This window comes from Halomonas sp., from assembly GCF_029263665.1.
GTDB lineage: Bacteria > Pseudomonadota > Gammaproteobacteria > Pseudomonadales > Halomonadaceae > Halomonas.
The window spans coordinates 271,853-293,564 of the sequence record NZ_JAJUFQ010000005.1; the positions used below are offsets into that span (position 1 = coordinate 271,853).

Here is a 21,712-nt window from a genome sequence, read left to right on the forward strand (position 1 = left end):
GAGCGCTCAGTCAGTCTGGCGACGGTCTCCGGGCCGTCGTGGTGGTGGCGCATCAAAGATGAAACGCTGTTGCGTATCGATCACCTGAAAATGCCGCCCCTTGGCTCGCGCGACCAATAACACCCCGAAGCGCTCAGCCAACTCCACGCCCTTTTGCGTAACCCCCGAGCGAGACAGCAATACCGAGATTCCCATCTGGGCAACCTTGAGGACCATTTCCGAGGTCAGACGCCCAGTGGTGTAAAAGATATCGGCCTTGGTGCCTGTGGCATCGGAAGTGCCCTCATTGAGCCACTCTCTCCCGGCCAAGGTGTCCACGGCATTATGGCGACCCACGTCCTCGACGAAATCCAGTACCTTTTCCTGGCGGCATAATGCGCAACCGTGTACTGCGCCAGCACTGCGATAGGTTTCGTTGTAGGCAGCGAGATTTTCCAGCAACGCATATACGACAGACTGTTTCAGAGGCGTCGGGGTCAGCCTTGCCTTGGGCACAGAATCCAGCAAACGCCCAAATACTGTCCCCTGGCCACACCCCGTAGTCACGGTACGCTGTCCCAGGCGAGTTTCCAGATCCTCGGGCAAGTACCGGGTCACCACTGCGGCAGCTTCCACGTCCCAATCAACGAACACCGCTTCAAGATCCTCCCTTGCCCCGATCAGCCCTTGATTGCGCAGATACCCCACGACCAAGGCCTCAGGATCCTCCCCCAGCGACATCAGGGTGACGATCTCGCGGCGGTTGAGGTACACCGTCAGCGCCCGCTCCGCGGCAATGGCCTGCCGATGAGACTGCCCGAACTCGTCGACCACTTGAATGTCCAGCGTGGCAGGCAGCCTGGCATGGCTACGTTGAATGGAATGCGACATAAAACTCCTGAGTGCGGCCTACGTCTGGTTGTGTTTGAGTAACAATAGAGCAAGGATGAGACATTGGCCTACGTCACTTGTCTCAAGATGGATGGGGCCAGCAGGTCAATAAGGTTCAACAGGTGGACAGGATGACAAGCATTGCCAACCGGCGTCAGCTAAGCGTGACATTCGAAGAAACGTTGCATGTCGTCAAAGGGTTTCGTCAGAGCAGTTGGCACATTTCTCGATTGATGCCTGGCGCGGAGGGACCCCATGTTCTGACATTGGTCCTGTCCATGACCGAACGCGCGGACTATCGCTTCAATCTCAACGCCAGTACACCCCGTCTGTTCGTACGCGCCGGACACGTCGACGAACCTCCACAGGCGCTGGCCATCACAGCCAGCCAGACCATGGCTGCCACCTGGATGGACGGCGAGCACCGTGTTCTGGAAACGACCATGCCCTTGGCCATTCAAGTCTGGATAGAAGCCTATCTGCTGGAACATGGCGAAGCACCGGACGAAGGACGCAAGAAGAAGCGCAAGGGCGCCGGACGAGCCCACTCGCCCAAGCCTGCCAACCTGCCACAGGAGGAATCTCGATGAGTCGCCTGTCTCGCTGGTCTCAGCGCAAGCTCGCCGACAAGGAATCACCAACGGAAGCTGCTGAAAAGCCGGTTTCCGGACTGCTTGAAACCGCAGAGGCTGGGCAGCCGGTCCAACGCCAGCAAGAACAAGTTGTGCAACGGCAGGAACAGGACAGTGAATGTCTCGAACCTGTCGACCGTCATTCGACACAGTCGGTCGACAATGACGGTGACGGGGAACATGTTGATGTTGTTGCCGACAGCACGGCTCTACCTGACCCGGACAGCCTGCCTGCTGGCAGTGACATTCGCGCTTACCTCGATCCCGGCGTTGACAAGGCCCTCAGGAAAAAAGCCCTGCGCCGCCTGTTCAGTGCCGAGCGCTACAATGTCCGTGATGGCCTCGATGACTACGATGAAGACTTTCGGGAAAAGCTCAAACCGCTTTCGGAGCATGTCGCCGGACGTCTGCGTCAGCACTTCGAGCACCATTGGCAAACACCACAGGATGAAGCGAAACCAGAGAGCGAGACGCCACAGAAAGCAGCCGCTCTCGCTCATGAGCACACCCCCGGCCCCCATGATGCACAACATGCCGCTACATCTGGGACAGCAGAACCTGGCAATCCAGAAGGCTCCGACAAGACAGCGCAACAGGATCACGACACCCGGACCGGGCCTGTGACCGGTTTCCAGTCCAGCGGCCAGGCATGACGCCATGCCTTCCTGGCCGGAGCATCATGTCAGAAAGGCGAGTGCCTCTTGCAATAACCTGTCCGGCACTTCCTCGGCGATATAGTGCCCTGCCGGAAGCGCCTTACCATCGACGTTCGAAGCTACATGTTTCCATTCCTGCAAAGGATCGAAACATTGCCCTACTGTGCCACTGGCTCCCCACATGACCAGCAAGGGGCACTCGAGCTTGCGACCGGCCTCAAGGTCAGCACGATCATGCTCGAGATCCAGGCTGGCAGAGGCACGGTAGTCCTCGCAGATGGCCATGGCCGTCCCTGGCAATCGCAGACACCGCACATATTCACTCAGGGCCGCATCGGTAAAAGGCTTCAAGCCGGCACTGCGCGCGCCCATCACGCTGCGCAGGTAAAGTTCAGGATCATGCTCGATCAACGTTTCCGGCAGTGGAGACGGACGTATCAAGAAGAACCAATGCCAGTAGGCCCTGGCAAATGCCTGATCCGTCTGCTCATACATGGCCAGCGTGGGAGCAATATCCAGCAGGATCATGCGCTCGACGACAGCGGCATGATCCATCCCGAGGCGGTGAGCGACCCTGGCTCCCCGGTCATGTGCCAGGATGGAGAATCGTGTGAACCCCAGCTCACCCATCAGCGTCACCATGTCTGACGCCATGCTGCGCTTCGAATAGGACTGGTGGTCATCCTTGGCCGGAGGTTTATCACTATCGCCATAGCCGCGTAGATCGGCTGCAACGACCGTGAAATGCTGTGCCAACGAGTCAGCGACCTTATGCCACATGACATGCGTCTGCGGGTGCCCATGCAGCAGGAGCAACCCAGGCCCATTGCCGCCGATGCGGAAGTTGATTCCCGTACCGTTTACGTCAATCTTATGCTGTCGGTAAGCATCGAACATACGAAACGTCTCCATAAACGCTCACTCAGTCTTTTTCTGGCCACTGGATGGCCAGCCCCCACCCTCGACCTTAGACCAAGAGATGTGGCGGGATTGGCAAATAGCGTCAACACTTAAGCGAGGTATCAATAAGCACGAATGTACGAGCCAGCACCCTATACGAGTCAGCACAGGCATTCGTGAATTTATTATAAAAACGATGAGTCACCGTTCTCGACCGTGAGACAATATGAACCAACGAATCGACCTCGTTCCGGTAGACGCAGGCGTTAACCGGTGTGCGCGTGATGCAGCTTATGAGCAAATATCCTGGCCGATAAACCTGGCCAACACCCAGGTCAGCTATTCCAGCCAGGGGCATGTACTGCTGATAGGGGACAGCGAAGCCCTTTATTCGGCCATCACCGACCACCCGGCTCTCCACTCGTCATTGGCCAGCTTGACGCTGATCTGCACGGATATGCCGGACGATGCCCTGCTGATCCTTGCTGAAACATCCAGCTCCACCCTTCCCATCCATATCCAACCGCTGCTCTCATCGCAGCGCAATAGGTTGAAGCTGGAAGGACATCTTGGGGATTTTCGTGCCTGGCTATCAGGAGGATCCCTCACCAAAGAGTCTTCCATCAATCTGGCCAAGGCCTTGGTTTCCCGAGACACCTTTGACCTGGTGGTGGATCTGGCCTCCCCTCCCTGCCTGGAACTGGAGCTACTTCCCCCCGGATATTTCCATCTACCTGAAGCAAATGGTGAGCGGAATGACGTTCTCGCTTCGTTACCCGACTGGGTCGGCGACTTCGACAAGCCTCGCTACTTCCAGATTGCGAGCGACGCATGCGCCCACTCCACACGTGGCTTCACCGGCTGTACCCGGTGCCTGGATGTGTGTCCGGCAGATGCCATCAGCAGCCACAAGGGACGCATCGACTCTCGCATCGATATTGATCCGTTTCGTTGCCACGGCGTCGGCAGCTGCTCCAGCGCCTGTCCTACCGGTGCCATCGAGTTCCGCCAGCCACTGAGCCATCTGCAGCAAGACACTCTAGTCGCCTGGCTTTCGGCCTATCACGATGCCGGTGGCTCCCATGCCATCATGCGCTTCGTCCAGGCGGAACCGTCTGCGACCGCCGCCGACCTTCCTGGACACGTCATCGAGGTCCCCTTGGAAGACCTCGGCACAGCAGGCAGTGACCAATGGCTGACCGCATTGGCTGCGGGTGCCTGTGAAGTTCATATTCAGGCCTATTCCGACATGCCTGTGCGCCTTCAGCAACACCTGCACGACCAGCTCGCACAAGCCCGTGGCATTCTAGAGGCCATCGGCCTCTCGCCCGAGCGCCTGGTATGGAGAGGCGCTGACGACGCTCCCCCGAAGGCAGACTTGCCACGTTTCAATGCCCTGCCGACACGGCTCATCAAGGGTGAACTGCAAGGGTCTTCCGGGACATCACATGACGCTCCCAGCAAACGAGCCCGCTTGAACTGCGTGCTCGAACATCTCGCCGCACACGGCCACCTGAATGGCGAACGTCACTCTCTGCCATCCAATAGTCCATTCGGCGCCATCACGGTAGATAGTGAAGGATGCACCCTGTGCATGAGCTGCGTGGCCAGTTGTCCGACACCGGCATTGAACGCTGATCAGGATGCACCTCGGCTGAGCTTTCGCGAGGCTGATTGTGTGCAGTGTGGCCTATGCGAACAGAGCTGCCCGGAACATGTCATTCACCTGGTCCCCGGGTTTCTCGCCGCCCCCGAGCGCACTCAGTACCAGTTGCTGCATGAAGATCAGCCTTTCGCCTGTATCCATTGCGGAAAACCTTTTGCCAACACCGGCACTATCACTGCCATACAGAAAAAGCTTGCCGAACATCCTTACTTTTCCGGTGCCCAGGCCAAACGCCTGGAAATGTGTCAGGACTGCCGGGTCAAGGATATCTGGGAAGAACTTGCCCATCATCCTGACTCACCCGTGAGGCTATGAGCCATGTACAACGACGTGCAGCATCATCACATCGATGATCATGGAGTCAGCGACAGTGAGCTGAGAGCAGAGGTCTACGCCCTGCTCGGCACGCTACTGCGCCAGCCTCCAACGGAAGCGCTGCGGCGCTGGCTGGCGGAACTGGAACCCGATCCGAGTCCGACGCCGTCTGAAGAAGCGCTTTGCCACGCCTGGCAGGCCCTTGCCGCTGCCGCTGCCGAAAGTGATGCCGAGCACCTGGAGCGCGCGCACTTTCGTCACCTTGTCGGTGTCATCCAGGGAGATGTATTGCCTTATGCCTCCTGGTACCGCAACGGTCAACTGATGGATATCGCGCTGGTCGATCTGCGCAAGGATCTCAGACAACTCGGCATACAGCGTAATACGGATCAGCATGATCCCGAGGACCACCTCGGAGCCCTCTTCGAAGTGATGGTCATGTTGCTGCAGGATGAAGCCGTCGCAATGACTGCCGTCAGCTCGACCCATGCCGCTACAAGCGAGACCAGTGCCTGCGATGCCATTTCACGTCATGCCGTCCAACATCATGCTGCTGACTTTTTCCAGCGCCATATTGCCCCTTGGGCGTCACGCTGCCTGCACGACCTGAGCCAGGTCGACACTGCATTCTATTCAGCCCTGGGCAGCCTGGGGCAAGCCTTCATGACCCTGGAAAACGAACGCTACAACGACCTGGTCAACCGTTACGCCGAAGCTGGCCAGCCACTGCGCATTGTCACGCCCACTGCGACTATCAATGACATGAGGAGAGAGCGATGAAAAAGACCGTACAGCCGACAGGCAGTGATCCTCAACGCCGTCGTTTTCTCAAGGTACTCGGGGTGGGGTCTGTCACGGCGGGAGTCGCAGCAGGCATCACACATGTGAGCCTCGCCCAGGCGGAAGACGAGGCCGAAGAATCTCGAGACCAGCAAGCCGGTGGCTACCGTGAAACCCAGCATATCCGGGACTTTTACGCTTCCCTGCGAGATTGAGGAGACTCTCATGCGACTGACGAAACGCGCTTCGATGCCTCAGCCTTCGGCTCGGCCTCATGCTCCAGGCATCGGTATCTCCCGCCGCCAGTTCCTCAAACGTGGCAGCATGGCAGGCGGAGGGCTCGCCGGACTTGGCCTGCTCGGTACGCCCATGATGCGCAGAGCCGAAGCCGCCGAACGCACGCCCTACAGCGAGGCGGAAGTCGAGACCAAGCGCACGGTCTGTTCTCACTGCTCGGTAGGCTGCGGTGTCTATGCCGAAGTTCAGGAAGGTGTCTGGACCCGGCAGGAGCCGGCTTTCGACCATCCCTTCAACCGTGGCGCCCATTGCGCCAAAGGTGCCTCACTGCGTGAACATGGCCATTCCACCCGGCGCCTGAAATATCCGATGAAGCTTGTCGATGGCGAATGGCAGCGGCTGTCCTGGGAAGAGGCCATTGACGAGATTGGCTCCAGGGTTCTGGAGTTGACCGAGCAGCATGGCCCAGACAGCATCTATTGGCTGGGGTCAGCCAAGTTCAGCAACGAACAAGCCTATCTGATGCGCAAGTTCGCGGCCCTGGCCGGCACCAACAATACTGACCACCAGGCTCGTATCTGTCACTCCACCACGGTTGCAGGCGTGGCCAACACATGGGGTTATGGAGCGATGACCAACTCGCTCAACGACCTGCAGAACAGTCGTTCGATCATGTTCATCGGCTCTAACCCCAGTGAAGCCCACCCGGTAGCCATGCAGCATATTCTGCTGGCCAAGGAACGCAGCCAGGCAGAAATCATCGTTGTCGATCCTCGTTTTACCCGAACCGCTGCCAAGGCCGATCACTATGTTCGCATCCGTCCAGGATCCGATGTTGCCTTTATCTGGGGCCTCCTGTGGCACATTTTCGAGAATCACTGGGAAGACACCGAGTTCATTCAGCAGCGCGTCTATGGCATGGAAGAAGTGCGGGCCGAAGTGGCCAACTTCTCTCCCAGCGAAGTCGAACGTATCACCGGCATCCCGGAAGACGTGATGTATTCCACCGCCGAAATCCTGGCCAAGAATCGCCCTGGGTGCGTGGTCTGGTGCATGGGGGGCACGCAGCACACCACCGGCAACAACAACACCCGGGCCTACTGCATTCTCGAACTGGCCCTGGGTAACCTAGGCGTTTCTGGCGGTGGTACCAACATTTTTCGTGGTCATGACAACGTACAGGGTGCCACTGACCTTGGCCTGACCTCGGATTCCCTGCCGGGCTACTACGGCCTTGAAGAAGGCGCCTGGCGTCATTGGGCCAAGGTCTGGGATCTCGATTACGAGTGGCTCAAGGAGCGATTCGATCAGACAGAGTATGCTGACGGCTTCCCGATGAACTCCAACGGTATCACGGTGTCACGCTGGGTCGACGGCGTGCTGGAAGATGACACCGATATCTCTCAGCGCACGAACCTCAAGGCCATGTTCTACTGGGGACATGCCGTCAACTCCCAGACTCGCGGCCCCGAGATGCAAAAAGCCATGCAAGCTCTGGAAATGATGGTCATCGTCGACCCTTACCCGACCGTCGCCGCCGTCATGCACGGCCGCAGTGATGGGGTATATCTGCTCCCTGCTGCCACTCAGTTCGAAACCTACGGCAGCGTCACCGCCACCAACCGCTCCCTGCAATGGCGTGACAGGGTCATCGAGCCGATGTACGAGTCCAAGCCGGACCACGTCATCATGTACCTGATGGCGAAACGCCTGGGATTCGCCGAACAGCTATTCAAGAACATCCAGGTAAACGGCGACGAACCCTTGATCGAAGATATTACCCGGGAGTTCAACCGCGGCATGTGGACAGTGGGCTATACAGGCCAGAGTCCGGAACGCCTCAAGGCCCATCAGCAGAATTGGCATACCTTCAGTTTTCGCAGCCTGAAGGCCGAAGGCGGACCAGCAGATGGTGATTACTATGGCCTGCCCTGGCCCTGCTGGGGAACACCAGAGTTTGCTCATCCAGGCACAACGAATCTGTACGATACCAGCCTGCCGGTTTCTCAAGGTGGCCTGACCTTCCGCGCCCGTTTCGGTATCGAACGCGATGGCGTTTCCCTTCTGGCCGATGGCTCCTTCAGCAAGGATTCTGATCTTGAGGACGGCTATCCCGAGTTTACCGCCGATATGCTCAAGGATCTGGGCTGGTGGGATGAGCTGACAGAGGAAGAAAAGAGTGCCGCCGATGGCAAGAACTGGAAGACCGACCTTTCCGGCGGCATCCAGAGAGTTGCCATCGCTCACGAATGCGCTCCCTTCGGCAACGCCAAGGCTCGCTGCAACGTGTGGACGTTCCCCGATCCGATTCCCAAGCATCGTGAGCCTCTGTACACCTCTCGGCGCGATCTGGTTGAGGATTATCCGACCTGGAACGACGTCGCCTCCCATTTTCGTCTTCCGACACTGTACAAGAGCATCCAGCAGAAGGATGTGACTGAGCGCTATCCGATCATCCTCACTTCCGGGCGCCTGGTCGAATACGAAGGCGGTGGCGAAGAAACCCGTTCCATGTCCTGGCTGGCTGAACTGCAGCAGGAGATGTTTGTCGAGATCAACCCTGCCCTGGCCAATGATATCGGCGTGAAGAACGGCGCCATGGTCTGGGTGGAGGGTGCTGAAGGTGGCCGGGTCAAGGTCAAGGCCATGGTGACCCCACGAGTTGCTCGTGGCGTGGTGTTCATGCCTTTCCACTTCGGTGGCATGTTCCAGGGCGAAAGTCTCGAGCAACGCTATCCCGAAGGCTCCAGCCCCTATGTCATTGGTGAAGCGGCCAATACCGCCACCACCTATGGCTATGACTCGGTGACGCAGATGCAGGAAACCAAATGCACCCTGTGCCGCATCGAACCGGCCTGATTCAAGGAGATACGACATGGCTCAGATGAAATTCATGTGTGATGCTGAGCGCTGTATTGAATGCAACGGCTGCGTCACTGCCTGCAAGAACGCCAACGAAACGGAATGGGGTATCCAGCGCCGCCGGGTTGTCACGCTCAATGACGGTGAGCCGACAGAAGTGTCCATCTCAGTGGCCTGCATGCATTGCGATGATGCACCGTGCATGGCGGTGTGTCCCACTGACTGCTTCTACAAGACCGATGACGGCATCGTGCTGCACGACAAGGACCTGTGTATCGGCTGTGGTTATTGCCTATATGCCTGCCCCTTCGGCGCGCCGCAATTCCCGCAGCAAGGCGCCTTTGGTGAGCGCGGCAAGATGGACAAGTGTACGTTCTGCGCAGGAGGCCCTGCCGATAATCCCGAAGAAGAATACATGAAGTACGGCGCCAACCGTATTCGTGAAGGCAAGCTGCCGCTTTGCGCCGAAATGTGTTCGACCAAGGCCCTGCTGGCGGGTGATGCCCAGACCATTGCCGATATCTTCCGTGAGCGCGTCGTCAGGCGCGGCCACAAGGATGGCGCCTGGTCGAAGCTCGGAGATGCACCATCGGCCATCGACAACATGGCATCCGATGCCACTCGCAAACCGTGAGGAGGCACCCATGCGCTCAATCAATCAGACATGGCCACTCCAGCATTCCAGGCAACAACCATGGTTGCTGAGGATATTGCAGTCTCTGCTGCCCTTGCTGCTGCTGTTTGTTGCGCTGGGGCTGAGCCATGTGGCAACCGCGGCAGATCCTGATGCGGAGATCAACGGTGCCGTGCCAGCCATGGATGCCGATACCTGGCGCCAGGTAAAAAGTGGCGAGAATTTCATCGACTCACGTCATGATTCCACCTATAACCTGATCAACCCCAGCGGCCAGACCTGGCGCCTCATCCGCAACAAGTGGATCTCGCCCTTCGGCCTGATTGCCATCGGCGGCATGCTGGCGATGATCACCCTGTTCTATCTCATCGTCGGCAAGAATCAGCTGGAGGAACCACGTAGCGGTCGCAAGATCCTGCGCTGGTCAGCGCTCAATCGTGCCCTGCACTGGTCTGTCGCCACCCTGTTCATCCTGCTGGCACTGACCGGGCTGAATCTGCTGTACGGCAAGTTCCTGTTCAAGCCATTGTTCGGTGATGCCTTCTGGGCATCCATGATCAGTGGCTCCAAGCTTCTGCATAATTACCTGGGGCCGCTGTTCGGTATCCTGCTGGTGATCATCCTGATGCGTTTTCTCAAGCACAACTGGCCCAAGCGCGAGGATTTCGAATGGCTGCGCAAGGGCGGCGGCATGGTGGGCAAGGGCCATCCCGATGCAGGCTTCGCCAATGCTGGCGAAAAGATCTGGTTCTGGTTGCTCGCCACTGCCGGCATCGTCGTCATCGCCAGCGGTCTGGTAATGGATTTCCCCAACTACCAGCAGACTCGCGATACCATGCAATGGGCCAACATCATTCATGCCATTGGCGCCCTGGGCCTGACGGCGGTTGCCCTTGGTCATATATATATCGGCACACTGGGCACTGAGGGTGCCCTGGAAGGCATGGCCACAGGGTATGTCGACGAAAGCTGGGCCAAGCAGCATCACAACCTGTGGTATGAAGAAGTGAAGGACCAGGCAGTAGACGGCGAACGCCTGGAAACCAGCAAAGGACATGCAGACAGCAAGCATGACAATCCGGGCCCCGACCCTGCACGACCTACCTGAACGAGCGTTTTTTGCCTCCCTGCTAGCCCCACCGCCCCGGCGTTGCCGGGGCGGTGGCGTATATGCCGGACGTTGCGGATCGTCCACCGGGATGAAATGGCCAGGAATACGAAAACCCTGGACAAGGACGCTCTCGTACCGGTGTGCTTGAGCGGCCGCTGCGTTACTATCAAGGGTGTTAGCCCTATTCACCCGGAGATCACCATGCAGCACCTTGATGACGCTACCCGCACCGAGCTGGAAGCCGCTGCTTTTCGCCGCTTGCTGAGCCATCTCGATAATCGCAAGGATGTACAGAACATCGACCTGATGATCCTGGCCGACTTCTGCCGTAACTGCCTGTCCAAGTGGCTGGTCACTGCTGCAGAAGAACGTGGCCAGACATTGGACTACGAAACGGCTCGCGAGTATGTCTATGGAATGCCTTACAGCGAGTGGAAGGACAAGTACCAGGCCAAGGCCACGCCAGAGCAGATGGCAGCCTTCGAGGCCCACCAGCAGGCCAAGGCTGCAAAGCGGGAGTCATGATGCGTCAGGAAGACATGATCGGGTTGAAGGTTGCCGTACTGACGGTATCCGATACAAGAACCGAAGACACTGATCGCAGTGGTCAGGCGCTGGTTGAACGCCTGAGCTCTGCAGGACACCATCTCGCTGACAAGCGTATCGTGCCCGACGATGTCTATCAGATCCGGGCTATCGTATCCGCCTGGATTGCTGATCCGGAAGTTCAGGTCATCCTGACCACAGGCGGTACGGGCTTCACCGGCAGGGACTCCACTCCAGAAGCCGTAGGAGCTCTGCTCGACAAGCGCATCGAAGGCTTCGGCGAACTCTTTCGTCAGCTTTCGTACCAGGAAATCGGTAGCTCTACGGTACAGAGTCGTTGCCTGGGCGGGATGGCGAACGCTACCGTAGTCTTCTGCCTGCCAGGATCGACTGGCGCCTGCCGTACCGCCTGGGATGGCATCCTCGCTGAACAGCTGGACAGTCGTCATCGTCCCTGCAACTTCGCCAACCTGGTCATTCCGGAGCGTGGCACCCATGACGTCTGAAGCCCCTCTTCCACCTATTGAATCTCCTCTCCAGCCTATCGAACAGGCCCTGGAGACTCTGCTGCGCGATGCCATGCTGCTGGGTCATGAAAGCGTGGATGTGATCGATGCAGCAGACCGGGTATTGGCTCAGGATGTCATCGCGACACTCGACATTCCTCCCTTCGACAACAGCGCCATGGATGGCTACGCCCTACACCATGACGATGCAGGGCAACGTCTCCCCATCATGGAACGGATCGCGGCAGGCGATGCGCCCAGCCGGCTACAGCGGGGCTATTGTGCACGTATTTTCACAGGAGGCGCTCTGCCGGCAGGTGCCGACTGTGTCGTGATGCAGGAGAAGGTTGTCCTTGATGACGGCCACGCGGTCATCCCGCCTGATGTACCGGCAGGAGACAACGTGCGCCGCCAGGGACGAGATGTCACTCGGGGCCACGTGTTACTGCCTGCCGGCACTCGCCTGGATGCAGCGGCATTGGGACATCTGGCTGGCCAGGGTATTACTCAGGTCAATGTCATCCGCCGCCCACGCGTTGCTCTGCTGTCGACCGGTGACGAAATCGTCGATCCGGGGCAGGCCTTGGCGCCGGGCCAGATCTATAACTCCAACCGTCCGATGCTGGTCAACTTGCTCACACACTTCGGTGCCGAAGTGGTGTTGACACGCAGCGTGCCAGACAGCCTTGCCAGCACCCAGGAATGCCTGGCAGAAGCGGCGAGCATTGCAGATGTGGTGATTTCCACCGGTGGCGTCAGCGTAGGTGAAGAAGACCACGTCAAGGCAGCATTGGAAAGCCTCGGAGAGCTGGACCTGTGGCGTCTGGCCATACGTCCTGGCAAACCGCTGGCACTGGGCCGTCTGCCAACCGGTGAGGACAATCGATCGGCTCGCTTTATCGGTCTGCCGGGCAATCCCGTGTCCTGTTTTGTTGGCGCTTGGCTGTTCCTGCGTCCGCTTATCGGAGCACTGTTGGGATGCCCGTCTCTCAAGGATCTTCCCAGGTTGTGGGCGACCAGCGCTTTCAGCACCTCCACGGGGCCACGCCAGCATTACATGAGAGTGCAGTTGAACTTCACCCCGGATGGCATGACAGCCGAGGCCTTCAGCGATCAGAACTCGGGGGTGCTGTCATCCTGTATCAATGCTGACGCCCTGGCGGTCATCCCACCTCACAGCCAGATCGTCAGAGGGGATCGCATCGAGTGCATGTGGCTCAAGCTGTTCTGACCCGGATACGCTCAGGCTCCCGAACGAGCAGTGAGATATTCGCTAGTATCCGTCCATAGCGCCTGGAAGTCCCTTTCCAGGCGTGGATACTCGTGACGCAGATGGGGCAAGAGCTCTGCCAGTCGATTGGGACCGGACAGGCGCGTACCGATGCCGCGAATGGCCCGGCAGGTAAAATCGAAATCGGCATAGGCGCGCAGCCAGTCTTCCCGAACCAGGATTGGCACCATCTCCTTGAGACGTGCGGGAGCGGGTTTCTGCATGAGAATGATGTAACAACGTTCGATCAATTCGTCCCTGTCTTCAACGGCAAGATGGCGGCACAGGAAGTGATCCCAGACCAGGTCCAGGGCAATGCCGGAATAACGCTGGAGCCCATGGGGTGAACGCCGCCGTGCGTTCAGTACCACAGGATGGGCATCGACATAGGCATCGACTCGTCGGTGATGCCGCACACCTTGTGCGGCATCATCGGGCAATCCTGTCAGATCGCCCCCCTTGATGCCATCAGCCACCAGATTACCGTACAGGAAGGCGTCGCTACCGTGACGTGCGAGCCAGGCATGGGCCAGGAAATTCATGAACGAGAGCGCATCAGAGACAATTGGCTGGCTTGGGCAGCCCTGCCAGGCGCGCGCCGATCTTGGCAGGGCTGCCAGGGAAAAGCTTCATCAGGTAGATCGAGCTGGCCTTGTCCTTGCCCAGGCTCATGCCCACGGCCTTTACCAACGGCCGCATGGCGGGAGCCTGTTCAAAGCGCTGGTAAAAATCCCGCAGCACCTCGATCACTTCCCAGTGCGCTGGCTCAAGACGGAGGTTCTCCTCATCCGCCAGGGCCTGGGCCACTTCAGGTGACCATTGATCAAGATCCACCAGGTAGCCTTCAGGATCCAGCGCGACACGCTGCCCAGCGACGCTCAGATAGCGCGCGATTTCACTACTCGCCATATTGCCTCTTCTGTGACATTCGGAGATGCATTGCCTTGCTGGCGCATTGTCCCAGTGTTCAAGGGACCCGGCTGCATTATCTCAATACCAGGTGATGGTCTTGTCGGCCTGTTCGGTCAGTTCGATGAATCCATCAACATCAACGACATGGACGTTATCTGCACAAAGACCCAGCAATCCGCGGGCTTCAAGATCTTCCTTGAGGGCATAGACACGCCCTTCAACGTCCTCGAAGTAACGTACCAGTTGCGGCAGTGCTCCCTGTACACCATCTTCGATCAGCAGCAATTGATCGTCGTGCCCCATGGCCTGCAATGTCTGCTGATACACCCGGCTGTCGGCAGGAGAACGGTTCAATGTATGCAAGTTCATGACAACGTCCTCAAAAAGTCGCCACCAGTCGATGTGTCGTCATGGCAGCCTGAATCTGCGCAGGAGACACTTCGATTACCGGTAGAGAGAGATCGCAGGCTTTAAGGCCAAGAGCGTGCATGGCTTCGGACTCGACCAGCAATGTCTCGATATCATACATCTCCAGCATGTTCAGCGTCGCCTGGGTGCCTTTCTGCCCCAGTGGGCCCTGCCCCTGGCCCGACACCAGTGCCGTGCAGCCAGTGCCCATGAACAACAATGACACCCTGCGGCCAAACGCGGCAGCGACCAGCGCCATATCCAATCCTTCACGCAGCAGGCTGCTGCCATGAGGGCCATGACGCAGAATCACCAGCAGATCCCCCTGGAGATCAGTCTGAGTGTCATTCATGGCACGCACTTCCTCTTCAGCTTCTTTTGCAAAGCCCCTCTTGCTCATGGGGCAAATGTTTATGGAGCAAAGGTGATCAGTCTGTCACAACGCAATCCAAGGTCTACCAGTTGCCCCAGCCCAGTCAAAGCAAAGGGTGCTTCAATACTGTATCCTTCCTTGCCATGCCGGCTGGCCTCTGTTTCATTGAGCAGACCTCGGCGCAATGCGGCAGCGATACACACATCCAGTTTGACGCCATGCTCGTCATGCAGGGCTTTCCAGCCATCCATCAGATGGGGTTCATCCTGGGGAGGGGCGGCAAGGCGTGCTGCGTTGTACACCCCGTCGTGATAGAAGAATACGCTATCCAGGATATGGCCCTTGGCCACCAGCGCCCGGGCAAATCTCAATGCGCTATGAGATGCCTGGCGACTATAGGGAGCACCAAGAAGAAGAATTCCGTAACGCATAGCTTCCTCTCATTTCATTTATCCTCAGCATAACGCACTGGCCCCGCCATTCGGCGGGGCCAGCAGTGTCAACGCTATATGGAAGGTTAGTCTTGGCTGACGACGCCCAACAGTGACAGCAGGCTGACAAACAGATTGTAGATCGATACGTACAGCGTGATGGTGGCGAGAATATAGTTGGTCTCGCCAGAACGATGCACAATCTCGCTAGTCTGGAACAGAATGGCAGCAGAAGAGAACAACACGAAGCCTGCGGACACCATCAGTGACAGCGAAGAAATGTTGAAGATCAAGGCCGCGACCATGGCCAGAATCAGCACGATGGCACCGGCCATCATGAAGTTGGCGAGGAAACTGAAATCCTTGCGTGTGATCAGGGCCACGGCAGACAGGCCGACGAAGGTCAATCCCGTCATGGCCAGTGCCGTCATGATCAGTTGAGGGCCATTGGCCAACGTTAGATAGGCATTGAGGATGGGACCCAGCGTAAAGCCCATGAAGCCGGTAAACGCAAAAGTCGCCAGCAACCCCATGGCGGAGTTGGCCGTCTTGTGGACCAGAAACATCAGGCCATATGCACCGATGAAGAACACCAGAATGTTCATTCGCTCGACGCCAAGGGCAATAGCAGCGCCTGCGGTCACCGCAGAGAACAGCAGTGTCATCGCCAGCAAGCCGTAGGTGTTGCGTAGCACCTTGTTTGTCGCAGTCACCTGCGTGGAGGCCTGACGATTCACCTGTGACTCATGGTAAGCCATGTATACAAAGCTCCCTGTTGTGGAATAGCTATGAGACACAGAATGCCGATCACAGGTTCCTGACGCAAGCTGCTGCGGCATAGGCTTTCAACGCAAATTGCGCGCCAGGTTAGTGACAGTCCCCATGAATAAAGGATCGAACACTGTTTCCTTTAAATGAAAAATTTTTCCTCTTTCTGCAGACTTCATGTCGAAAATGATCATATCCGGCCATCGGCCAAAGACATATTAAGCATTACATCTGCATATTCACTATTCCAGTGGCGCATCGACTCCAGTACATATCGACCATTTAGGAGAAAATGAAGCGCAAGGCTGAAAAGACGGTGATTTCACCCCAGCAAGTCTTCTGCCTGGGCCAGCGTGAGCCGACCGGTATAGAAGGCACCGGTATCGATATAGTGGACATTACCCATGACAACAGGCTCATACAGAATGGTATGGCCAACAACAACGTCATCGATGTTGACCACATGGGTGGTATCTTCCTGGTGAATCCGGTTACGCCCCCAGAGAAGCGTATGCGGGTCCGTGCTTTCAAGCTGCGTCCAATCTTCGGGCGGTTCAGCATGAACAATGCCCACCCGCTTGCCAGCAGTCGCGACTTCTCTGGCATACGGAAGGTGCTCAAGCGCATCGGCCAGTACGGATGACACTTCTTTCAAGCTCTCGCCATGTATCCAGGTGCCACCGTTCATCACCCAGAACAAGAATGCTCGGCCATCTTCGTCAGGTGCAAGCAAGGCATCATGGGCGAGCATTTCATGATTGCCTCGCACACCGTGGAACCATGGTTCGAAGGCCAATGACAGGCACTGATAACTCTCTTTTCCTCGGTCGATGAGGTCTCCCACGGAGAACATACGGTCACACTGCTTGTTGAATCCGACTCGCGCCATGGCCTCCAGCAGAAGACCATATTGACCATGGATGTCGCCGACAAAGAAGTCACGCCCCTCCGTATTGGTGCCATGGCGCTGGATCGTTAGCTGATTCACTCGATCGCCCCCTCGACGCTTTCCAATACCCTTTGACCCCATCGCACGCCATAAGTCCAACGATAACCACATCCAGTTCGCTCGATCGAGAATAGCCTTGATCGCCCGAGGTTCATTGAGGGGGAATGGAGGGCCAGCGTACCGTCAAGACAAGAGACTCTTCTTCAGAACGAAAGGAATGCGGCGTATCAGGCCCAAAGAGCACAAAGTCCCCCTCCTCTTTAAGCACGACTTCCCTGTCTGGGAAAAGCAGCACGAAATGTCCGCGAATCAGGATATTAAGCGTCCTGACAGGGTTGCCCGGCGCCCACTCGGAACGGGTTTCCCCTTTTGCATGCGTGAACCATTTCAGCTCCACATCTTCAGTCCGCAAAGGGCTGTCTTCTCCGGGCATGAAATGCCCGAAAAACCAGCCACGGGTATCTTTCGATGCTGCGCCAGCATTACCAAAAGTCGGCGTTGGGTAATCTGATGCCACTTCACTTCTCCTTATGAAATCTGGTCCATATCAGCTCAGACAAGTGGGATCTCTTATATGGGTCTTTCTGGCAGCATGCGGAAAATTATTCTTAATGATAATAATTTGCATATTTATTGACAATAATACACGACCTCCACACAATTCCTGATCGTTAGTTAGCGTACTAGCTAACCTTCGCCGCGTCATAGATCGATCTTCAAGGAACAACCACCAATGATAAATCCGGTCCGCCATGCGAGGAATCTGACGCATAGGCAGGTCTTGCCTACCACTCGCCTCACCCCCGGGCGAGCACTTTCCTTGGCTCTGCTTTCCTCGACCCCACTCTGGTTCACAGTACCCGCCGCTGCACAATCCACCAACGACGCGTCCGAGCCAGACACGACAGAACTCGACACGATCGTCATCAAGGCTGACGCGATGGAAGATAGCCCCGTTGGCCCGGATTCCAGCATCGTCGCCAAAAGTACGACCACGGGTTCCAAGACCGACACCGATATCCTTGACCTCTCCAGTGCCGTATCCGTCATCACCGAAGAGGAGATGCGTACGCGCAATGTCCACAGCCTGGAGCAGGCACTTTCTTACACAGCAGGTGTTTCGGCCGATCAGTACGCCTCGGATAATCGCTATGACTTCTTCATGATCCGAGGTTTCAACAGCACCTCGCTGGGCACGTATCGTGACGGTTTGACTCGAAGGACGGTCAATTTCACCGGTAGCAAGCTTGAACCTTACGGGCTGCAGCGTATCGACGTGTTAAAAGGCTCCACATCTTCACTGTTTGGCTTGAATGCCCCAGGCGGTATCGTCAATGCCATCACTAAACGTCCGCTGGACTATCCATTCGGCGAAGTCTATACCACGTTGGGCACGGATGATCATGCTGAGGTCGGTGCAGATTTCGGCGGCCCGGTAGACGAAGCAGGCAAGTGGAGCTACCGCATTACCACCAAGTGGCAGGATGCAGATCGCAGCGCCGATCATACACAGGATGATCGTTTCTACTTCGCCCCAGCCGTCACCTACAAGCCAAACGATGCGACTTCTCTCACGTTGCTGGCAGATTTCAACAAGCGTGACAGCAATGCTTCCCAATCCATCCCCCTCGGTGCTGGCATCGACCCCGAGGCGTTTCTTGGGGAACCGGATTTCGATGGCATGGACACTACCGAACGCAACATTGGCTACCTGTTCGAGCATGACTTCGGCAATGGCCTGGCATTCCGCCAGAATGCTCGCTACACGCACCTGGATCTCGATTACAAGAGCGTATACCTCGATGCCATCGACCCTGCTCTTAGCCGCACAGCGTTTGCCGTCGATGGTGAGCGGGATCAATACGCCATCGATAACCAGCTTCAATATGACACGCAGTTCAACAGCGTTGGCAGCCGCACGCTGGTCGGGTTCGACTACACCCATGACGATGTCAATGAAACGCAGCGCCTGGGAACTGCTGGCGGCATTGATATTCACAACCCCAGTTACTGCGGTAGAGCCTGTATCGAGCTGGACGCCCCGACCTATTTCGATCAGACGCAGATCACACAAGGGTTCTATCTCCAGGAGGAACTGGCCTTTGATGACCGCTGGATTCTGACCCTGGGTGGACGCTATGACGATGTCAGTACGGATACAGCGACTGATGATGCCAACGATTACGCCTTCACCAAGCGTATTGGCTTGACCTACAAGGCGCTGGACGACCTTTCCCTTTACGCCAACTACTCCGAGTCGTTCCAGCCGCCGAGCAGCCGCACCTTGATATCCGGTCATGCCGAACCACAGGAAGGCGAACAGTACGAAGTGGGCGTGAAATACCGTCCAAGGGATACCAATGCACTCTTCACCGCTTCGCTCTTCGACCTGACCCAGACCAACGTTACAAGCCAGGTGGCGCCCAACCTCTACCGCCAGACGGGCGAAGTCAATGTGCGAGGCATCGAGCTGGAAAGCAAGATGGCGTTCAACGACCGGTTCAACATGACCGCGGCATACTCCTATTGGGATTCGGAGATCGTGGAAGATGGCATCGGTGGTAACGAGGGCAACCGCCCCTTGCTGGTACCCGAACACATGGCCTCTGTATGGGCAGACTATACCTTCCCTGGCCGCGGCAGCCGAGGCGACCTGACCTTCGGTGCGGGAACACGCTTCGTTGGCTCGACCTACGTGGATGATGCCAATAGCGAAAAGGTCAGCTCTTACACGCTGGTCGATGTCATGGCGAATTACGCGCTGACACCCAACCTGGACCTCTCGCTGAACGCAAGCAACCTCTTCGACCGGGAGTACGTCTCCTACGTCAACACCTTTAGCCAGAATGCAGCATTCTATGGTGAAGGGCGCTCACTGCAGGCTACCCTGCGCTATCACTGGTGATGTAAGCACCTGAGCGGTTCAGCATCTGTCGAAGCCAAGACTGCGCCTGATAGATGCTGCTACACGACAGACCTGCCACGACCACCGGGTGCCGACAGAACAAGCCGGCGCCCGGTGGTACAGAGACAGAGATCTAAGGATGAGCCCTGTCGGAGGGAACAGGGAATACGATTGAAGATACCTGTTGAGGTTCTACCGGGTTGTAACGGCCTATCAAGGTCATGCAATCCGCGCAATACACATTCTTGTCCTCGTCACCTTCCTTGGGGTAGAGGAAGGATGAGCTACCACAAAGACTACACACGACCCTATTGTCATTCGCCATATGCCTCTCCCTGCATAGCGATATAGACTTTTCAGCATAGGAAAGAAAACGAGAACTGAGGTAGTGACGTGCGTGTATCAGAGACAAGGGATACTACGTCGCCGAAGGATCATCCAATACGAAAAACTAAATCAGATAGTCACCTGGTTTTGTGATAGCCATCTGGTTTTGTTGAACAAGAAGCACCAAAGATGCCCCTCTCCAGGCGATTGACTTCTACCTCTCATCACGTTTCCTATGTTCAAAGCTGCTTCCTTCTCAAACTCGGCACCTTCGGCCTCTGAAAGCACTCAGCCATGCAGGGCTGTCGCGCTACAGAACCTTTGCCGGTATAGGCGACCATGTCGTTGACCGATACACTGAGAGCTCTCACGCAATCAGAAGGAATACCGACATGGCGCAAGATATTTCTCTCCACCCCGTTGCAGGATGGCAACTTGGTACTAGCCATTCTCACGGCCTCGTTGCCTTGAAGTTCGATTACTCGAGCCACCCGCCTCAAAACTCTGAAGAGGGAATGGCGACACAGATGTTCGCGCTAAAATCCGAACAGGCTCGAGAGCTGGCAAAGAAACTGCTAGAAGCGGCTGACAGGCTGGAAAGCACAGACGGTGAAGGAGAGGATCTTCTGAAGCACTAACGGCCAGCAGGGACTCCATCGATCTGGCCTTTGCATATTGGGCTCAGGATGAATGAGGCGCTGAAACGCCATTGGCATCGATTGACCAGATCTGCGCCATCATCCTCGAGACTGAGCATAGCGAGGCCAATCACCGGCAAGGGGTGAGGAATCGATAGGAGAGCACCTGCAAAGAAAAAATATCAGCCAGGTGCTGCTATTCGGCACCCTTTTCTTTCTGGGAATTTTTGCTCTCAGAAAATGAAACGCCGGGGCTCCAAACAGGAGCCCCGGCATATAGAAACCATCGTTTGTTCAGTTTTTCTTCCTGCGTTCCTTCTCCCACTTTCGGCGCTCTTTCTGCCGCTCGCGCCACTCCTTATGCTGCTCTTTCTCCCATTCCCTGCGATCCTTTTCCCACTCTTTACGATCCTTCTCCCATTCTTTCCTGTGCTCCCAGTCATCGTGGTCATGACCATACCAAACGTCATCATCGATGATGATGCCTGGTACCGGTTCAATGCGAGCCGGATGATAGGCGCACCCAGCCAAGGTGATAGCGATGACGGCGCTTAGCAATAGATGAGTCATGCGCATGAGTGGCTCCTACCGTTGTCTCATGTTCCTATGCTAGCCGTCTTGCCTACCCCACCACATCTGTCGCCCACTCGCGACAATGCAGCTTTCTCATTTACCAGTACCTAACAGGACCCAAACACCTACTCCAAAGATTGCCCCAAATACCTTGGGAACATCTTGGTAATGGGTAACAAACGCCAGCAAAGGATCTTGAGCCATGGAGGATTGTGCTCGTGATACGAAGACCACAAAGGCGAAGGCAGCCAATACTGCTACGAGAATGCGCAAAGTAGCGAACACTACGATGTCCTTCTTCGACGACGGGTTCTTACAGCGTTGGACATGCCCCCCTGTATCGCCAATATGCTAAATCAACACTTATTCAATACTTTTTCGCTGAAAAGGCCGTCTCGCAGGATGGCCACACTCAAACCGTCTGAGGCATCACCCTCTCCTCT

At 56.8% G+C, this 21,712-nt stretch carries 24 protein-coding genes; 13 read left to right on the top strand and 11 right to left on the bottom strand.

Annotated elements, in window-relative coordinates; translation table 11 throughout:
* Positions 1-6: 6 nt before the first annotated feature.
* Positions 7-870 carry a formate dehydrogenase accessory sulfurtransferase FdhD gene (locus Q1K07_RS07560; protein ID WP_300309495.1) on the bottom strand — a complete coding sequence of 288 codons (864 nt, stop codon included), beginning with the start codon at positions 868-870 and terminating at the stop codon, positions 7-9.
* 131 nt (positions 871-1,001) lie between these two features.
* Here Q1K07_RS07560 and Q1K07_RS07565 point away from each other — a divergent pair, with 131 nt between their 5' ends.
* Both Q1K07_RS07565 and Q1K07_RS07570 read left to right on the top strand, forming a co-directional pair.
* Positions 1,002-1,460: a DUF3305 domain-containing protein gene (locus Q1K07_RS07565; RefSeq protein ID WP_300309496.1), complete on the top strand. Its 459-nt coding sequence runs from the start codon at positions 1,002-1,004 to the stop codon at positions 1,458-1,460.
* Positions 1,457-2,155 carry a DUF3306 domain-containing protein gene (locus tag Q1K07_RS07570; RefSeq protein ID WP_300309497.1) on the top strand — a complete coding sequence of 233 codons (699 nt, stop codon included), beginning with the start codon at positions 1,457-1,459 and terminating at the stop codon, positions 2,153-2,155. The genes Q1K07_RS07565 and Q1K07_RS07570 overlap by 4 nt, the downstream gene beginning before the upstream one ends.
* Positions 2,156-2,179: 24 nt before the next feature.
* On the opposite strand, the gene Q1K07_RS07575 is transcribed toward Q1K07_RS07570, so the two are convergent.
* Complete coding sequence (locus tag Q1K07_RS07575; RefSeq protein WP_300309498.1) at positions 2,180-3,055, bottom strand: alpha/beta hydrolase; 876 nt, start codon at positions 3,053-3,055, stop codon at positions 2,180-2,182.
* A 229-nt stretch (positions 3,056-3,284) separates the two neighbouring features.
* Here Q1K07_RS07575 and Q1K07_RS07580 point away from each other — a divergent pair, with 229 nt between their 5' ends.
* From Q1K07_RS07580 to glp, 9 genes are all read left to right on the top strand, one after another.
* On the top strand, positions 3,285-5,039 hold the full coding sequence (locus tag Q1K07_RS07580; RefSeq protein ID WP_300309499.1) for a 4Fe-4S binding protein: 1,755 nt from the start codon (positions 3,285-3,287) through the stop codon (positions 5,037-5,039).
* Between the two features lie 3 nt (positions 5,040-5,042).
* A complete protein-coding gene (locus tag Q1K07_RS07585; protein WP_149284751.1) occupies positions 5,043-5,819 on the top strand; it encodes a molecular chaperone TorD family protein in 777 nt (258 codons plus the stop codon).
* Complete coding sequence (locus Q1K07_RS07590; RefSeq protein WP_149284750.1) at positions 5,816-6,034, top strand: twin-arginine translocation signal domain-containing protein; 219 nt, start codon at positions 5,816-5,818, stop codon at positions 6,032-6,034. The genes Q1K07_RS07585 and Q1K07_RS07590 overlap by 4 nt, the downstream gene beginning before the upstream one ends.
* A 10-nt stretch (positions 6,035-6,044) precedes the next feature.
* Positions 6,045-8,915: a formate dehydrogenase subunit alpha gene (locus Q1K07_RS07595; protein WP_300309500.1), complete on the top strand. Its 2,871-nt coding sequence runs from the start codon at positions 6,045-6,047 to the stop codon at positions 8,913-8,915.
* 16 nt (positions 8,916-8,931) lie between these two features.
* A complete protein-coding gene (gene fdh3B / locus Q1K07_RS07600) occupies positions 8,932-9,552 on the top strand; it encodes a formate dehydrogenase FDH3 subunit beta (RefSeq protein ID WP_300309501.1) in 621 nt (206 codons plus the stop codon).
* Between the two features lie 10 nt (positions 9,553-9,562).
* Entirely contained in the window at positions 9,563-10,660 is a 1,098-nt protein-coding gene (locus Q1K07_RS07605) for a formate dehydrogenase subunit gamma (RefSeq protein ID WP_300309502.1), read from the top strand.
* Between the two features lie 204 nt (positions 10,661-10,864).
* Positions 10,865-11,188, top strand: coding sequence for a DUF1244 domain-containing protein (locus tag Q1K07_RS07610; protein WP_149284746.1), 324 nt, complete (start codon positions 10,865-10,867; stop codon positions 11,186-11,188).
* Positions 11,185-11,715 carry a molybdenum cofactor biosynthesis protein B gene (gene moaB / locus Q1K07_RS07615; RefSeq protein WP_300309503.1) on the top strand — a complete coding sequence of 177 codons (531 nt, stop codon included), beginning with the start codon at positions 11,185-11,187 and terminating at the stop codon, positions 11,713-11,715. The genes Q1K07_RS07610 and moaB overlap by 4 nt, the downstream gene beginning before the upstream one ends.
* A complete protein-coding gene (gene glp / locus Q1K07_RS07620) occupies positions 11,705-12,946 on the top strand; it encodes a gephyrin-like molybdotransferase Glp (protein WP_149284744.1) in 1,242 nt (413 codons plus the stop codon). Before moaB ends, glp begins: the two co-directional genes overlap by 11 nt.
* Before the next feature lie 11 nt (positions 12,947-12,957).
* On the opposite strand, the gene Q1K07_RS07625 is transcribed toward glp, so the two are convergent.
* The 8 genes from Q1K07_RS07625 to Q1K07_RS07660 form a co-directional block, all read right to left on the bottom strand.
* Positions 12,958-13,527: an ACP phosphodiesterase gene (locus Q1K07_RS07625; RefSeq protein WP_300309504.1), complete on the bottom strand. Its 570-nt coding sequence runs from the start codon at positions 13,525-13,527 to the stop codon at positions 12,958-12,960.
* Positions 13,528-13,540: 13 nt separating this feature from the next.
* The gene (locus Q1K07_RS07630) at positions 13,541-13,894 is read right to left on the bottom strand and encodes a TusE/DsrC/DsvC family sulfur relay protein (protein WP_300309505.1); all 354 of its coding nucleotides are present in this window, start codon (positions 13,892-13,894) and stop codon (positions 13,541-13,543) included.
* An 81-nt stretch (positions 13,895-13,975) separates the two neighbouring features.
* Positions 13,976-14,266 carry a sulfurtransferase complex subunit TusB gene (tusB, locus tag Q1K07_RS07635; protein WP_300309506.1) on the bottom strand — a complete coding sequence of 97 codons (291 nt, stop codon included), beginning with the start codon at positions 14,264-14,266 and terminating at the stop codon, positions 13,976-13,978.
* Positions 14,267-14,276: 10 nt separating this feature from the next.
* Positions 14,277-14,657 carry a DsrE family protein gene (locus Q1K07_RS07640; RefSeq protein WP_300309507.1) on the bottom strand — a complete coding sequence of 127 codons (381 nt, stop codon included), beginning with the start codon at positions 14,655-14,657 and terminating at the stop codon, positions 14,277-14,279.
* A gap of 59 nt (positions 14,658-14,716) precedes the next feature.
* On the bottom strand, positions 14,717-15,109 hold the full coding sequence (tusD, locus tag Q1K07_RS07645) for a sulfurtransferase complex subunit TusD (protein ID WP_300309508.1): 393 nt from the start codon (positions 15,107-15,109) through the stop codon (positions 14,717-14,719).
* An 86-nt stretch (positions 15,110-15,195) separates the two neighbouring features.
* Positions 15,196-15,867, bottom strand: coding sequence for a Bax inhibitor-1/YccA family protein (locus tag Q1K07_RS07650; protein WP_300309509.1), 672 nt, complete (start codon positions 15,865-15,867; stop codon positions 15,196-15,198).
* A 332-nt stretch (positions 15,868-16,199) separates the two neighbouring features.
* Positions 16,200-16,865, bottom strand: a complete 666-nt coding sequence (locus tag Q1K07_RS07655; RefSeq protein ID WP_300309510.1) for a metallophosphoesterase — start codon at positions 16,863-16,865, stop codon at positions 16,200-16,202.
* A 112-nt stretch (positions 16,866-16,977) separates the two neighbouring features.
* Positions 16,978-17,343 (bottom strand): hypothetical protein, encoded by a 366-nt coding sequence (locus Q1K07_RS07660; RefSeq protein ID WP_205423482.1) that lies wholly within the window; start codon positions 17,341-17,343, stop codon positions 16,978-16,980.
* A 216-nt stretch (positions 17,344-17,559) separates the two neighbouring features.
* Here Q1K07_RS07660 and Q1K07_RS07665 point away from each other — a divergent pair, with 216 nt between their 5' ends.
* Together Q1K07_RS07665 and Q1K07_RS07670 are read left to right on the top strand one after the other, a co-directional pair.
* Entirely contained in the window at positions 17,560-19,731 is a 2,172-nt protein-coding gene (locus tag Q1K07_RS07665) for a TonB-dependent siderophore receptor (protein ID WP_300309511.1), read from the top strand.
* Between the two features lie 719 nt (positions 19,732-20,450).
* A complete protein-coding gene (locus tag Q1K07_RS07670; RefSeq protein ID WP_149284735.1) occupies positions 20,451-20,696 on the top strand; it encodes a hypothetical protein in 246 nt (81 codons plus the stop codon).
* 294 nt (positions 20,697-20,990) lie between these two features.
* On the opposite strand, the gene Q1K07_RS07675 is transcribed toward Q1K07_RS07670, so the two are convergent.
* Complete coding sequence (locus Q1K07_RS07675) at positions 20,991-21,272, bottom strand: hypothetical protein (RefSeq protein ID WP_300309512.1); 282 nt, start codon at positions 21,270-21,272, stop codon at positions 20,991-20,993.
* Positions 21,273-21,712 lie beyond the last annotated feature (440 nt).

Excerpts from the sequence above, each read along its gene's own strand:
- glp (WP_149284744.1), top strand. The coding sequence starts at position 11,705 with ATGACGTCTGAAGCCCCTCTTCCACCTATTGAATCTCCTCTCCAGCCT.
- tusD (WP_300309508.1), bottom strand. The coding sequence starts at position 15,109 with ATGCGTTACGGAATTCTTCTTCTTGGTGCTCCCTATAGTCGCCAGGCA.
- fdh3B (WP_300309501.1), top strand. The coding sequence starts at position 8,932 with ATGGCTCAGATGAAATTCATGTGTGATGCTGAGCGCTGTATTGAATGC.
- Q1K07_RS07610 (WP_149284746.1), top strand. The coding sequence starts at position 10,865 with ATGCAGCACCTTGATGACGCTACCCGCACCGAGCTGGAAGCCGCTGCT.
- Q1K07_RS07565 (WP_300309496.1), top strand. The coding sequence starts at position 1,002 with ATGACAAGCATTGCCAACCGGCGTCAGCTAAGCGTGACATTCGAAGAA.
- Q1K07_RS07640 (WP_300309507.1), bottom strand. The coding sequence starts at position 14,657 with ATGAATGACACTCAGACTGATCTCCAGGGGGATCTGCTGGTGATTCTG.
- Q1K07_RS07580 (WP_300309499.1), top strand. The coding sequence starts at position 3,285 with ATGAACCAACGAATCGACCTCGTTCCGGTAGACGCAGGCGTTAACCGG.
- Q1K07_RS07595 (WP_300309500.1), top strand. The coding sequence starts at position 6,045 with ATGCGACTGACGAAACGCGCTTCGATGCCTCAGCCTTCGGCTCGGCCT.
- Q1K07_RS07590 (WP_149284750.1), top strand. The coding sequence starts at position 5,816 with ATGAAAAAGACCGTACAGCCGACAGGCAGTGATCCTCAACGCCGTCGT.
- Q1K07_RS07650 (WP_300309509.1), bottom strand. The coding sequence starts at position 15,867 with ATGGCTTACCATGAGTCACAGGTGAATCGTCAGGCCTCCACGCAGGTG.
- tusB (WP_300309506.1), bottom strand. The coding sequence starts at position 14,266 with ATGAACTTGCATACATTGAACCGTTCTCCTGCCGACAGCCGGGTGTAT.
- Q1K07_RS07665 (WP_300309511.1), top strand. The coding sequence starts at position 17,560 with ATGATAAATCCGGTCCGCCATGCGAGGAATCTGACGCATAGGCAGGTC.
- Q1K07_RS07625 (WP_300309504.1), bottom strand. The coding sequence starts at position 13,527 with ATGAATTTCCTGGCCCATGCCTGGCTCGCACGTCACGGTAGCGACGCC.
- Q1K07_RS07570 (WP_300309497.1), top strand. The coding sequence starts at position 1,457 with ATGAGTCGCCTGTCTCGCTGGTCTCAGCGCAAGCTCGCCGACAAGGAA.
- Q1K07_RS07560 (WP_300309495.1), bottom strand. The coding sequence starts at position 870 with ATGTCGCATTCCATTCAACGTAGCCATGCCAGGCTGCCTGCCACGCTG.
- Q1K07_RS07630 (WP_300309505.1), bottom strand. The coding sequence starts at position 13,894 with ATGGCGAGTAGTGAAATCGCGCGCTATCTGAGCGTCGCTGGGCAGCGT.
- moaB (WP_300309503.1), top strand. The coding sequence starts at position 11,185 with ATGATGCGTCAGGAAGACATGATCGGGTTGAAGGTTGCCGTACTGACG.
- Q1K07_RS07605 (WP_300309502.1), top strand. The coding sequence starts at position 9,563 with ATGCGCTCAATCAATCAGACATGGCCACTCCAGCATTCCAGGCAACAA.
- Q1K07_RS07585 (WP_149284751.1), top strand. The coding sequence starts at position 5,043 with ATGTACAACGACGTGCAGCATCATCACATCGATGATCATGGAGTCAGC.
- Q1K07_RS07675 (WP_300309512.1), bottom strand. The coding sequence starts at position 21,272 with ATGCGCATGACTCATCTATTGCTAAGCGCCGTCATCGCTATCACCTTG.
- Q1K07_RS07670 (WP_149284735.1), top strand. The coding sequence starts at position 20,451 with ATGGCGCAAGATATTTCTCTCCACCCCGTTGCAGGATGGCAACTTGGT.
- Q1K07_RS07575 (WP_300309498.1), bottom strand. The coding sequence starts at position 3,055 with ATGTTCGATGCTTACCGACAGCATAAGATTGACGTAAACGGTACGGGA.